Below are 12,444 nucleotides of genomic sequence, written 5' to 3'. Positions count from 1 at the left end.
GGACATTATTGGGAACAAATCCGCCTGCAGTGTGTCAGTATCTTCCCACCCCGAATGAGCCTGCAACGAATGGAGTCGCTCGTGAGCCCCCGGCCTCTTCCCCAGGACCCGATGATCCGCAACCTGATCGCGCAGGCGCGTCGAGCGCAGCTGAACCGCCGCACCCTGCTCGCCGGCGCAGGTGCCGGCGCGACCGCGCTCGCGCTCGCTGCGTGTGCGGCCGGTGGCGGCGCAACGAAGCCCACACCCGCCGCCGACGCCTCGTCGACCGACAAGACGCTCAACTGGGCGAACTGGGCGGCGTACATCGACGAAGACGACGCGGGCAACTACCCGACGCTGGTCGCGTTCACCGAGCAGACCGGCATCGAGGTGAACTACGAGGTCGCCGTCGATGACAACAACACCTACTACGGCAAGGTGAAAGACCAACTGGCGCTCGGCCAGGACATCGGTGCCGACCTCTCGGTGCTCACCGACTGGATGATCGCTCGCTGGATCCGGCTCGGTTACGGGCAGGAACTCGACCACGCGAATCTCCCGAATCTCGCCAACCTCACGCCGTCACTGCAGAATCCCGACTTCGATCCCGACCGCAAGTTCTCGGTGCCGTGGCAGGGCGGCTTCGCCGGAATCGCCTGGAACAAGGAGGCGATCCCCGGCGGGCTGTCGAGCGTATCCGACCTCTGGGACACGTCACTCAAGGGCCGCGTCGGCGTGCTCTCCGAGATGCGCGACACGATGGGCTGCATCATGCTCGAGCAGGGCGTCGACATCTCGGGCGATTGGGGCGACGAGGAGTTCAGCACGGCGATCGACCTGCTGCAGCAGCAGGTCTCCGACGGTCAGGTGCGCAACATCAAGGGCAACTCGTACCTCGAGGACCTGAAGAACGAAGACACCCTCGCGGCGATCGTCTGGTCTGGCGACATCACGGTGATCAACGCCGAGGCAGGCGACAAGTGGGAGTTCGCGATCCCGTCGGCGGGCGGAACGCTGTGGAACGACAACTTCATCGTGCCGATCGGCTCGCCGCGCAAGACGAACGCCGAGACGCTCATCAACTACTACTACGAGCCCGAGGTGGCCGCCGAAGTCGCGGCCTGGGTGAACTTCATCACCCCCGTCGTCGGGGCGAAGGAAGCCGCGATCGCCATCGACCCCGCGCTCGCCGAGAACCAGCTGATCTTCCCGAACGAAGAGACGCTGTCGCAGGCGCACATCTTCCGTTCGCTCTCGGGTGCAGAAGAGCAGAAGTACCAGGCCGAGTTCCAGGCCATCCTGCTGGGGTCGTGAGCGTGTCCGTTCGCGAATTCGCCGAGCGAGGCGCCGACCTCGAACTCGTCGGCATCCAGAAGCGCTTCCCCGGGTTCACCGCGATCGAAGAGCTCGACCTCACCATCCCGGCCGGATCGTTCTTCGCCCTGCTCGGGCCGTCGGGCTGCGGCAAGACGACGACCCTGCGGCTCGTGGCCGGACTCGAGGAGCCCACGCGCGGTCGCATCCTCATCGGCGGCACCGACGTGACCGATACGAAGGCGCACCAACGACCGGTCAACACGGTGTTCCAGAGCTATGCCCTGTTCCCGCACATGTCGATCATCGAGAACGTCGCGTTCGGGCTGAAGCGCCGCCGCATCGGCGACGCCGACACCCGCGCGCACGAGGCGCTGCGCCTCGTCGAACTCGACCACCTCGCGCAGCGCCGCCCGGCGCAGCTGTCGGGCGGACAGCAGCAGCGCGTGGCGCTCGCCCGGGCGATCGTCAACCGTCCCGCCCTCCTGCTGCTCGACGAGCCGCTGGGTGCACTCGACCTGAAGCTCCGCCGGCAGATGCAGCTCGAGCTCAAGACCATCCAGGAGGAGGTCGGCCTCACGTTCCTCCACGTGACGCACGACCAGGAGGAGGCCATGACCATGGCCGACACCGTCGCCGTCATGAACAAGGGCGCGATCGAGCAGATGGGTGCGCCCGAGCAGCTCTACGAACTGCCGCGCACCGTGTTCGTCGCCAACTTCCTCGGCCAGTCCAACCTGTTCACCGGCCGCGTCGTCGGCACGACCGACACCGCGATCGCGGTCGACGTGCAGGGTGCGCGCCTCGTCGTGCCCACCGCCCGCGCCGCACGACACCAGGGCCAGGTCACCATCGGGGTGCGGCCCGAGAAGGTCGCACTGCACCGCGATGCGCCGGCGGAGTCGTCGTCGCGCAACGTGCTCGGCCCGGGCCACGTCATCGACGTCTCGTTCTCGGGTGTCAGCACCCAGTACATCGTTTCGATCACGGGCGTCGGCACGGTCACCGTCTTCGCGCAGAACATCGGCATCGGTCCGATCGCGTCCGAGGGTGACGAGGTGTGGATCAGCTGGGACGTCGAGCATGGATTCGGGCTCGACGACGACCTGGCGGACGCCGGGAAGTTCGCGGCCGACGACGACACCCATGCCATCGCCGTGCAGCGTCGCGAGGCGCTCGTCGCGGAGCTCGAGGAGAGCTGACGATGGCCTTCGCAGCGTTCACCACGACGGAGGCGCAGCCGCAGGCACCGAAGCGCAAGAGCCGGATCGCGCTCTTCCTTCTCCTGCCCGGCATCCTCTACATGGTGCTGTTCTTCCTGACGCCACTGATCTCGCTCATCCTGACGTCGCTCCAGGCCCCCAACGAGTTCGGCGACATCGGCGTGTACGACTACGCGTTCAACTGGCAGAACTACGTGACGGTGGTGCAGGAGTACTGGCCGCACATCCTGCGTTCGTTCGGTTATGCGCTCGTCGCGACGGTGCTCGCCCTCGCGTTCAGCTACCCCCTCGCGTACTTCATCGGCGTGAAGGCGCGCCGCTGGCCGCTGCTGCAGAGCGTCATGCTCGTCCTCGTGATCGCGCCGTTCTTCATCAGCTTCCTGCTGCGGACCCTCGCGTGGAAGCAGCTGCTCTCCGACGAGTCGTTCATCATCACGTCGCTGAAGGCGCTCTCGCTGATGGCGCCCGATGCGCACTTCACCGGCACCCCGGCCGCCGTCATCTTCGGGTTGACCTACAACTTCATCCCGTTCATGACGCTGCCGCTGTACACGACCCTCGAGCGCCTCGACCTGCGGTACCTCGAGGCGGGCAGCGACCTCTACGCCAACCCGTTCACCGTGTTCCGCAAGGTCACGATCCCGCTCTCGATGCCGGGCATCGTCGCGGGCACGCTGCTGACGTTCATCCCCGCCGCGGGCGACTACGTGAACGCGAGTCGCGACTTCCTCGGCGGGCCCGACACGCAGATGATGGGCAACGTCATCGAGGCGAACTTCCTCGTCCTGCTCAATTACCCGGCGGCCGCAGCGCTGTCGATCATCCTCATGGCCGCGATCCTCGTGCTCGTCGGCATCTACGTGAAGCGTTCCGGAACGGAGGACCTGCTGTGAGCGGCGAAGTCCAGGCAGCCGCCGTGCTCGGCGGGCTTCAAGAGAGCGAGCAACAGGAAGACTCGGGGCATCGCGGCGGGCGGGTCCGACGGCAGCGCATCGGGCTCGGCGACTGGCTGTTGCCCGTGTACACGGTGATCGCGTTCGTGTTCCTGCTCATCCCGATCGTCTACACGCTCGTGTTCTCGTTCAACGACTCCATCAAGTCGAACATCTCGTGGCGCGGCTTCACGTTCGACAAGTGGCTCAACGTCTGCAACGTCGAGGGTGGCGCGGTCTGCGAGGCCTTCGCCAACAGCATCGTGATCGGCATCGTCGCGACGATCATCGCCACGACGCTGGGGACGATGATCGCGATCGCGCTCGTGCGGTACCGGTTCCGTGCCAGGTCGTCGATCAGCCTTTTGCTCTTCCTCCCGATGGCCACCCCCGAGGTCGTCCTCGGCGCGGGCCTCGCGGCCCAGTTCCTCGCGGTGGGTGTCCCGAAGGACATGACGACGATCATCCTGGCGCACACGATGTTCTGCATCAGCTTCGTCGTGGTCACGGTCAAGGCTCGCGTCGCGAGCCTCGATCCCGCACTCGAAGAGGCCGGGCGCGATCTCTACGGTTCACCGTCGCAGGTGTTCTGGCGGGTCACGTTCCCGCTGCTCGTGCCCGGCATCATGGCCGCGGCGCTGCTCTCGTTCGCTCTGAGCTTCGACGACTTCATCATCACCAACTTCAACTCCGGCTCGGTGTCGACGTTCCCGAAGTACATCTACATCTCGGCGTCGCGCGGCATTCCCGCCGAAGCCAACGTGATCGCGTCGGCGGTGTTCCTCTTCGCCCTCGTGCTCGTGATCGTCGCGCAGGTCTCGAGGGCGGCACGGGCGAAACGCCTCGCCAGGCTCAGCTGAGGCGAACAAGACCTCGGCGACCCGAACCGAGGCCGAGTACGGCGGATGCCGCGGGGGAGTCCATCCCGCGGCATCCATGCGTTGCGCTCGCGGTCAGACGGTCGCGCGCACCTTGCCGACCCGTCGTTCGCCGCCCATGACCCAGAGGTCGAGCTCGGTCTGCACGGCGTCGATCGCCTCGTCGTCGACGGCGCCCGCTGCTGCCAGCAGTCGCAGTGCGATGATCGTCGACGCGCGCGAGGAGCCGTCGAGCACCTTGAGGGCGGTGGTCGTGCCGTTCTGCGCCGTCATCACCATGACGCCCTCGGCCCCGACCTTCGCGAAGACACCGAGCCGTTCGATCGCGACCGTGTCGGGCTGACCGGGTCCGCCGACCGCCCACGGGTTCTCGCGGACGGCTTCGGTGAGTGCGGCCGCCTCGCGGTAGAGCGCGAACGGCGAGGTCGTCGCCGCCGTCGTGATCTTCTGCACACCGCGACCGAGCGCGGTGAGGCTGATGGCATGGACAGGGGCGCCGCAGCCGTCGACCGCGGTCGAGGCGGGGCGTTCGCCCGTGAACCGTTCGACGACGTCGAGGATGCGCTTCTGCAGCGGGTGGTGGGGGTCGAGGTAGTCGTCGAGCGACCAGTCGTTCTCGACGCACGCGTTGAGCATCGCGGCGTGCTTTCCCGAGCAGTTCATGTAGACCCGGTCACGCGGCCCGCCCGAGCGGATGAGCTCGTCGCGGGCGACCTTGTCGGTCGGGGCGGCGGGCGGGCAGCCGAGCGCGGAAACGGGCAGTGAGGCGCGCTCGAGGAGCTTTCTCACGAGTGCGACGTGTGCTGCGGTGCCCGAGTGACTCGCACTCGCGATCGCGGCATCCTCGCCCCGCAGCGTGACGCCCGACGTCATCACCGCGACCGCCTGGAACGGCTTCAGGCAGGAGCGCGGGAAGATCGGCGTCGTGACGTCGCCGAGGGCGCGCAGCACCTCGCCTTCGGGGGAGAGCACGATGGCGGAGCCGGCGTGCCTGGACTCGATGAAACCACTTCGTTCGACCACGGCGAGTTCGACGGAATCTGCGACGGAGAATGTGCCGGCCACGGCTCAGCCGAGGGCCGCGAGGCCGTCGTCGAGCACGCGCAGGCCGTCTTCGAGGAGCTCGTCGGTGACGGCGAGGCTCGGCAGGAACCGCAGCACGTTGCCGTAGGTGCCGGCGCTGAGGAACAGCACGCCGTTCTGCGCGGCGTACGCGACGAGCGCGCCCACAGCCTCGGCGTTCGGCTCCTTCGTCGTGTCGCCGGTGCCGGGTTGCACGAGCTCGATGGCGATCATCGCGCCCTTGCCGCGGATGTCGCCGATGATGTCGTAGCGCTCCTTGAGGCGCTCGAGGCCGGCGGTGAGGGTGGCCTCGATGCGTCGGCCCTCGGCCAGCAGGTCGTTCCGGTCGATCGACTCGAACACCGCGATCGCCGCGGCGCACGCCACGGGATTGCCGCCGAAGGTGCCACCGAGACCGCCGGGCTGCGAGGCATCCATGATCTCGGCTCGCCCCGTGACCGCGGCGAGCGGCAGTCCGCCCGCGATGCCCTTGGCCGAGAGCACGAGGTCGGGCTCCCAGCTGAAGTGTTCGCTCGCGTAGTAGCGGCCGGTGCGGGCCATGCCCGACTGGATCTCGTCGGCGATCATGACGACGCCGTTCTCGCTGCACCACCCCTGCAGGGTCGGCAGGAACCCGTGGGCGGGCACCATGAAGCCGCCCTCACCCTGGATGGGCTCGACGACCAGGCAGGCGAGGTCTGCCGCGCCGATGACCTTCTCGAGGTAGGCGATGGTTCGCGCCGCCGCGTCGGCGCCCGAGAGCCCGTCGCGGTACGGGTACGAGCTCGGCGCGTGATAGACGTCGCCGGCGAGCGGACCGAAGCCGCTCGCGTACGGCATCGCCTTGAAGTTCATGGCCATCGTGAGGTTCGTGCGCCCGTGGTACGCGTGGTCGAGCACCGCGACGCCCCGGCGCCCGGTGAACTTGCGAGCGATCTTCACGCCGTTCTCGACGGCCTCGGCGCCCGAGTTCACGAGCACGCTCTTCTTCGCCCAGTTGCCCGGCGTGTGCTCGGCGAGCAGCTCGGCCACGCGCACGTACTCCTCGTAGGGGGTGATCGTGAAGAGGGTGTGGATCACGTCCTGCAACTGGGCCGCGGCGGCTTCGACCACGTTCGCCTCGGTGTGCCCGACGGTCGTGACGCCGATGCCCGCACCGAAGTCGATGAACTGATTGCCGTCGACGTCGACGAGGATCGCACCGTTGGCGTGCTCGATGTAGACCGGGAGGGCCGACGAGACGCCGGCGGAGACGACCTTCGTGCGGCGGTCGTGCAGCTCCTGAGACTTCGGACCGGGGATGGCGGTCACGACCTTGCGCTGCTGCGGCACCGAATAGACGGGGGCGGCAGCCTTCTGGGCGGAGATCTGGGTGTCAGTCATGGTGCTTCAACCCTATCGTCGCGGGCGGGGAGCGCCGGGGCCGGGCATGGGGGAGAATCGGATGTCACGGGGGGCGCGGGAGACGGAGGAACCATGCTCGGCGAACACCGGTACGAGGTGGCACTCGAGTGGCAGGGCGATCGGGGCGACGGCACGAGCGGCTACCGCGCCTACGGCAGGCAGCACGTCGTGCGCGCCGTCGGCAAGCTGCACGAGATCGCCGGATCGAGCGACCGCGTCTTCCACGGCGACCGCGAGCGCTGGAACCCCGAAGAGCTGCTGCTCGCCGCACTCAGCCAGTGCCACATGCTCTCGTACCTGCACGTGGCGACCAACCACGGGGTCATCGTGCGCGCCTACACCGACGCTGCGACGGGCACGCTGAAAGAGGACGGCCGCGGCGGCGGCGCCTTCACCGAGGTCACGCTGCGGCCGACCGTGGCGGTGGCGGACGCGTCGATGCTCGCGCTCGCCGACGAACTGCACGCCGAGGCCGAGCAGAAATGCTTCATCGCGGCGTCGGTCGCGTTCCCGGTGCGCCACGAGCCGGCATCGGTCGTCGCCGTCGGCTGACCCTAGTTCGCGGGAACGGGCGGCACGGCCGGCAGCGTCGCTCCCGGCGGGCATTCGTGTCCGCCGACGAGGCGGGTGCACGCCGGCAGGAATCCCGGATAGCGCTCGGTCTCGGGGTCGCCGAACCAGCGGTGCCAGAGCCGCCAGAAGTTGAGGTTGCCGAACGCCGAGCACGAGTCGCCGGTCTCGGGGGCGGCGATCGTCGCCGGGTTCGGCTGGTACGGCGTGTAGTTGTAGAGGTTCGCGGTCGCTTGGTTCCGCACGTCGACCGCGGTCGCGCCGCACGCGGCGTCGGGGTGGTACTGCACGCGCACCGTGCCGATGCGGTACGGTCGCTTGGGCTCCTCGGTGTACTGCCGGAACTGCCACGCGGCGTTGTAGACCTGGTTGAAGAAGCCGAAGTACTTCTGGTCGCAGTCGGCGGTGTCGGGACATCCGTACCCGGTCGCGCGCTCGTAACCCGACGCATCGGGCCGGGTCAGCAGCGACTGCTCCTTCTGCAGCAGCACGAGCAGCGTGCGCGGGTTCACCCCGCAGGCGACCGCGACCTTCGCGAGGATGCGGCTCGCACGCTCGCGGGTCGCCCCGCGATACTCGGCGCAGTGCTCGCCGCCGACGGCCGGCTGCGTCGACGTGGTCTCGCGGAAGTCGGCGAGGCACGGCACGTCGTCGACCGGGCGGCAGTCGAGCCCGTCGAGGAACGTCTGGATCTCGCGCTCGTTCATCGCGCCGCTGTCGTAGAACGCGTCGTCGCTCACGATGAATCCGGGATCGAATCCCGCCGCGTCGGGGATCTCGAACTCGGGCGTCGGGGTGACACGGGTGGCGGCGCCGCCGTCCCAGGGCTCGTCCGGAGTCGTCGGCGATGCGCAGGCCGCGAGGCCGACGAGGACGAGTGCCGCCGCGACGATGCGGGCGGCCGACTTCGCGAAATTCACCGAAGCGACGATACCGGCACCCGACCGGCGTCGGCTGGGAGCCTCACCGGCATCGGCTGGGAATCGGTTCACACCCGTTCGCGCGGGACCACCTTGTCGGCCAGTCGCGCGAGCGCACCCTGAGGCGGCACTTCGTTGTACTGGCCGGCCGGTTCCTGCCCGCTGAGCGCTTGGATCGCCGTCATGATCTCGTCGGTCGCGGCGCGTCGGGCCCGGCCCGACGTCGCGCCGCCGTGGTGCGCGAGGTCGAGCGGCGCGCCGAAGCGCACCGTCACCGGCCGGACGCGCGGGAGCTTCGCCCCCACCGGCTGGATCTGCTCGGTACCGATGAGACCGACGGGGACCACCGTGGCGCCGGTGGTGAGGGCGAGCCACGCCACGCCGGTGCGGCCCCGGTAGAGCCGCCCATCGAGCGAGCGGGTGCCCTCGGGGTAGAGCGCGAACGCGTTGCCCTCGTCGAGGATGCGCTTGCCGGCGTCGAGGGCCTCCTGCGCCTGCGAGCCGGCACCGCGCTCGACGGGCACCGCGCCGATGGCACCGAAGAATGTGCGTGAGACCCAGCCCGAGAACCCCGTGCCGGTGAAGTAGCTCGACTTCGCAAGGAACTGCACGGGGCGAGGCGAGGCGAGCGGGATCACGATGCTGTCGACGAACGAGAGGTGGTTCGAGGCGAGGATCACCGCGCCGTGCTTGGGCACGTGCTCGGCACCCGTGATCGTCGGACGGTAGACGAGGCGCACGAGGGGCCGGAGGATTCCTCGGACGATGCGATAGAGGGGGCCTTGCCGGACCGATGCGGCAGGGACGGCGTCGGCCACGATCTCGCTCACCCTCCGACCCTACGGGCGCGGGTATGCGCCGCACGGCATATCCGGCGTTCGCCCACGGCCGCCGCGATGGGGGAGGATTGGAGCCATGTCCATGGACGCCACGGCCGACGAGCTCATCGAGCTCGAGGAGTCGGGCGTGCGCGTTCTCGTCGTCATGCGCGGCCGTCGAGGGCCCGGCACCGACACGGTGCTGCGCCGGCTCGTGGCCGGGGGTGCGGGCGTGCCGGCCGACGATGTCGAGCTCGTGCATGCGTGCGAGGTGTGCGGCGCGCGGCACGGCAGGCCGGTCGTCGCCTACCCGACGACGCCGTCGGGCGGTGCGTGGTTCGCCGACGCCGCGGTCTCGGGCGATGCGATCGTGGCCGCCGCCGGCACGAGGCGCCCGGTGGGGGTCGCCATCGAGATCGCGGTCGCAGGCTTCGACGGGGTCATCGACGAAGCTGCGTTCCACGCGTCAGAGCTCGCGGCGCTCGCCGCGCTCGACCCGGCACGGCGTCCGCTCGTGCGCGCCGCGCTGTGGGCGCGGAAGTCGGCACTCCTGCGCGCCGTGGGGCACACGGGGTTCATCGAGCCGTCGACGCTGGCCGTCTCGGTCCCGGGCGACGACGGCGGCGTCGGACGCGTCGAGCGCAGCGTCCCCGAGTTCGGGCCCGGATGGCGCGACATCCGATTCCACGACGTGCCGGTGCCCGGCAACCGCGCCGGGTCGGTCGCCGTCCTCGGCTGATCGGGGGTCGCGGCCGCCGCCGAATCGGCTCGGCCGGGCGGATGACCCGCGCACGGGCCATCCGCGGCCATACAGTTGAGGCGTGCGCAGCGTCATCATCCTCGGGTCCTCAGGTTCGATCGGCACGCAGGCCCTCGACGTCATCCGGGCGAACCCGCGCCGTTTCGACGTCGTCGGCCTCGCCGTCGGGTCGAACCGCGCGCTGCTGGCCGAGCAGGCCGCCGGGTTCGGAGTCGAGCACACCGCCGTCGGCATCGACGAGGCGGTGCAGCTGGTCGAAGACGTCGACGCCGACGTCGTGCTCAACGGCATCACGGGGTCGGTCGGGCTCGCGCCGACCCTTGCGACACTCGAGCGCGGCACCACGCTCGCGCTCGCCAACAAGGAGTCGCTGATCGTCGGCGGCGACCTCGTCACCCGGCTCGCGAAGCCGGGCCAGATCGTGCCCGTCGACTCCGAGCACTCGGCGATCGCGCAGGCGCTGCGCTCGGGAACCGACGACGAGGTGCGCCGACTCGTGCTCACCGCGTCCGGAGGGCCGTTCCGCGGGCGACGGCGAGCCGAGCTCGCCGCGGTCACGCCCGCCGAGGCGCTCGCCCACCCCACCTGGGACATGGGGCTCGTCGTCACGACGAACTCGGCGACGCTCGTGAACAAGGGCCTCGAGGTCATCGAGGCGCACCTGCTCTTCGACGTCGACTACGACCGCATCGACGTCGTCGTGCACCCGCAGTCCATCGTGCACTCGATGGTCGAATTCATCGACGGTTCCACGATCGCGCAGGCGTCGCCGCCCGACATGCGGCTGCCGATCTCGCTCGGGCTCGACTGGCCGAACCGGGTCGCGGCCGTCGGCCGGCCGCTCGACTGGACCACGGCCCAGTCGTGGACCTTCGAGCCCCTCGACGCCGAGGCGTTCCCGTCGGTCGCGCTCGCGAAGCAGGTCGGCCGGGCCGGAGGCGAGTACCCCGCGGTGTTCAACGCCGCCAACGAGCAGGCCGTGGCAGCCTTCCATGCGGGCCGCATCGGATTCACGGGCATCGTCGACACCGTGCGCGACGTCGTGGAATCGCACGAGGCATCCGATCGCACCCTGACCGTGGAGTCCCTCGCCGACGCCGAGCGCGCGGCCCGCCGTGCCGCCGACGCCCGCATTGCGCGCGCCTGACGCGCTCCCAGCAGACCGACAGCCCCTTCAAAGCCATCGGCAGTACGCTGAACGCCGTGGAATCCGTACTGCTGTTCATCGGGGGCGTCGTCATCGTCGTGATCGGCCTCGCGCTGTCGATCGGGCTGCACGAGATCGGGCACCTCGTGCCCGCGAAGCTCTTCGGCGTCAAGGTCACGCAGTACATGATCGGCTTCGGCCCGACGATCTGGTCCAGGCGCAAGGGCGAGACCGAGTACGGCGTCAAGGCGATCCCGCTCGGCGGGTACATCGCCATGATCGGCATGTTCCCGCCGGCGAAGGGCGCGAAGGTGCACGCCGACTCGACCGGCTTCTTCCGCGGTCTCGTGCAGGACGCACGCGACTCGAGCATGGAATCCATCACGCCGGGCGATGAGGACCGTGCGTTCTACCGGCTGCCGGTCTGGAAGCGCATCATCATCATGTTCGGCGGGCCGTTCATGAACCTGCTGCTCGCGGTCGTGCTGTTCGCGGTGCTCCTCATGGGGTTCGGCGTCACCCAGGCGTCGACCACGGTCGGCACCGTCTCGGAGTGCGCATTGCCGGCGACGAGCGAACGGCAGACGTGCGAGCCCGGAGATCCGGCCGCGCCGGGTGCCGCCGCCGGCATCGAGCCCGGCGACCGCATCGTCTCGGTCGCGGGCGAGCCCATCGAGACGTGGGGCGAGTCGACCGCGATCATCCGCGAGCACCCCGACGAGGCGGTCGAGATCGTCGTCGTGCGCGACGGCGACGAGGTCGCGCTGACGGTCACGCCGATGCTCAGCGAGCGGTACGCCATCGATGCGAACGGCCAGGTGGTGACCGATGCCTCGGGCGACCCGGTCGTCGTGCAGGCCGGATTCATCGGCGTCGGCGCCGCGACCGAGACCGTGCAGCAGCCGGCGACGGCCGTGCTGCCCGCCGTCGGCGACAACGTCGCACGGGTCGCCGGCATCATCGTGAACCTGCCGCAGCGCCTCGTCGACGTCGCCAACGCGGCCTTCGGCCCGGGCGAGCGCGACCCGAACGGCCCCATCTCGGTCGTGGGCGTGGGCCGCGTCGCCGGCGAGATCGCGAGCCTCGACGAGATCCCGGTGGCGTCGAAGGCCGCCGGACTCATCGGCCTGCTCGCGTCGCTGAACATCGCGCTCTTCGTCTTCAACATGATCCCGCTGCTGCCGCTCGACGGCGGCCACATCGCCGGCGCCCTCTGGGAGGCCATCCGCCGCGGGTTCGCGAAGCTGTTCAAGCGACCCGATCCGGGGCCGGTCGACCTCGCGAAGCTCATGCCGGTGACGCTCGCGGTCGTCGTGGTGTTCGGCGCGATGAGCGCGCTGCTCATCTACGCCGACATCGTGAAGCCGGTGTCGCTGTTCTGATGCGGGGTGGGCGGATGCCGGGGGCGCGGATGCGGGGTGCGTGGCGCCGCCC

12 protein-coding genes are annotated in these 12,444 nt (G+C 69.5%); 8 read left to right on the top strand and 4 right to left on the bottom strand.

The annotated features are described in order from the left end of the window. The first annotated feature begins 54 nt into the window (after window positions 1-54). The 4 genes from LQ757_RS16640 to LQ757_RS16625 all read left to right on the top strand — a co-directional run bounded on the left by LQ757_RS16640 (window position 55) and on the right by LQ757_RS16625 (window position 4,311). Window positions 55-1,296: a polyamine ABC transporter substrate-binding protein gene (locus tag LQ757_RS16640; RefSeq protein WP_231048387.1), complete on the top strand. Its 1,242-nt coding sequence runs from the start codon at window positions 55-57 to the stop codon at window positions 1,294-1,296. 2 nt (window positions 1,297-1,298) lie between these two features. Further along, window positions 1,299-2,498, top strand: coding sequence for an ABC transporter ATP-binding protein (locus LQ757_RS16635; protein ID WP_231048386.1), 1,200 nt, complete (start codon window positions 1,299-1,301; stop codon window positions 2,496-2,498). 2 nt (window positions 2,499-2,500) lie between these two features. After that, the gene (locus LQ757_RS16630) at window positions 2,501-3,412 is read left to right on the top strand and encodes an ABC transporter permease (protein ID WP_231048385.1); all 912 of its coding nucleotides are present in this window, start codon (window positions 2,501-2,503) and stop codon (window positions 3,410-3,412) included. A gap of 98 nt (window positions 3,413-3,510) precedes the next feature. Further along, window positions 3,511-4,311: an ABC transporter permease gene (locus LQ757_RS16625; RefSeq protein ID WP_231048707.1), complete on the top strand. Its 801-nt coding sequence runs from the start codon at window positions 3,511-3,513 to the stop codon at window positions 4,309-4,311. A gap of 93 nt (window positions 4,312-4,404) precedes the next feature. Here LQ757_RS16625 and LQ757_RS16620 read toward each other — a convergent pair whose 3' ends face one another. Further along, entirely contained in the window at window positions 4,405-5,394 is a 990-nt protein-coding gene (locus tag LQ757_RS16620; RefSeq protein WP_231048384.1) for an asparaginase, read from the bottom strand. Window positions 5,395-5,397: 3 nt separating this feature from the next. After that, complete coding sequence (gabT, locus tag LQ757_RS16615; protein WP_231048383.1) at window positions 5,398-6,774, bottom strand: 4-aminobutyrate--2-oxoglutarate transaminase; 1,377 nt, start codon at window positions 6,772-6,774, stop codon at window positions 5,398-5,400. Window positions 6,775-6,867: 93 nt separating this feature from the next. On the opposite strand from gabT, the gene LQ757_RS16610 reads away from it, so the two are divergent. Beyond that, the gene (locus LQ757_RS16610; protein WP_231048382.1) at window positions 6,868-7,347 is read left to right on the top strand and encodes an OsmC family protein; all 480 of its coding nucleotides are present in this window, start codon (window positions 6,868-6,870) and stop codon (window positions 7,345-7,347) included. A gap of 2 nt (window positions 7,348-7,349) precedes the next feature. On the opposite strand, the gene LQ757_RS16605 is transcribed toward LQ757_RS16610, so the two are convergent. Together LQ757_RS16605 and LQ757_RS16600 are read right to left on the bottom strand one after the other, a co-directional pair. Continuing rightward, on the bottom strand, window positions 7,350-8,285 hold the full coding sequence (locus LQ757_RS16605) for a hypothetical protein (protein ID WP_231048381.1): 936 nt from the start codon (window positions 8,283-8,285) through the stop codon (window positions 7,350-7,352). Between the two features lie 68 nt (window positions 8,286-8,353). Continuing rightward, a complete protein-coding gene (locus tag LQ757_RS16600) occupies window positions 8,354-9,115 on the bottom strand; it encodes a lysophospholipid acyltransferase family protein (protein ID WP_372459668.1) in 762 nt (253 codons plus the stop codon). An 85-nt stretch (window positions 9,116-9,200) separates the two neighbouring features. Between LQ757_RS16600 and LQ757_RS16595 the strand changes: the two genes are divergently transcribed. The 3 genes from LQ757_RS16595 to LQ757_RS16585 all read left to right on the top strand — a co-directional run bounded on the left by LQ757_RS16595 (window position 9,201) and on the right by LQ757_RS16585 (window position 12,392). Continuing rightward, the gene (locus tag LQ757_RS16595) at window positions 9,201-9,842 is read left to right on the top strand and encodes a 4'-phosphopantetheinyl transferase family protein (RefSeq protein ID WP_231048380.1); all 642 of its coding nucleotides are present in this window, start codon (window positions 9,201-9,203) and stop codon (window positions 9,840-9,842) included. Between the two features lie 82 nt (window positions 9,843-9,924). After that, window positions 9,925-11,010: a 1-deoxy-D-xylulose-5-phosphate reductoisomerase gene (dxr, locus tag LQ757_RS16590; protein WP_231048379.1), complete on the top strand. Its 1,086-nt coding sequence runs from the start codon at window positions 9,925-9,927 to the stop codon at window positions 11,008-11,010. Between the two features lie 56 nt (window positions 11,011-11,066). Then, window positions 11,067-12,392, top strand: coding sequence for a M50 family metallopeptidase (locus LQ757_RS16585; RefSeq protein WP_231048378.1), 1,326 nt, complete (start codon window positions 11,067-11,069; stop codon window positions 12,390-12,392). The last annotated feature ends 52 nt before the right edge of the window (window positions 12,393-12,444 follow it).

It is taken from the genome of Agromyces cavernae, from assembly GCF_021044935.1.
In the GTDB taxonomy this organism is placed as follows: domain Bacteria; phylum Actinomycetota; class Actinomycetes; order Actinomycetales; family Microbacteriaceae; genus Agromyces; species Agromyces cavernae.
Note: the sequence above shows the minus strand (reverse complement) of the source record. Positions and strands in the feature narration are given on the sequence as shown.

Coding starts and splice junctions, on each gene's coding strand:
- LQ757_RS16640 (WP_231048387.1), top strand. CDS start 55: ATGAGCCTGCAACGAATGGAGTCGCTCGTGAGCCCCCGGCCTCTTCCC.
- gabT (WP_231048383.1), bottom strand. CDS start 6,774: ATGACTGACACCCAGATCTCCGCCCAGAAGGCTGCCGCCCCCGTCTAT.
- LQ757_RS16610 (WP_231048382.1), top strand. CDS start 6,868: ATGCTCGGCGAACACCGGTACGAGGTGGCACTCGAGTGGCAGGGCGAT.
- LQ757_RS16630 (WP_231048385.1), top strand. CDS start 2,501: ATGGCCTTCGCAGCGTTCACCACGACGGAGGCGCAGCCGCAGGCACCG.
- LQ757_RS16595 (WP_231048380.1), top strand. CDS start 9,201: ATGTCCATGGACGCCACGGCCGACGAGCTCATCGAGCTCGAGGAGTCG.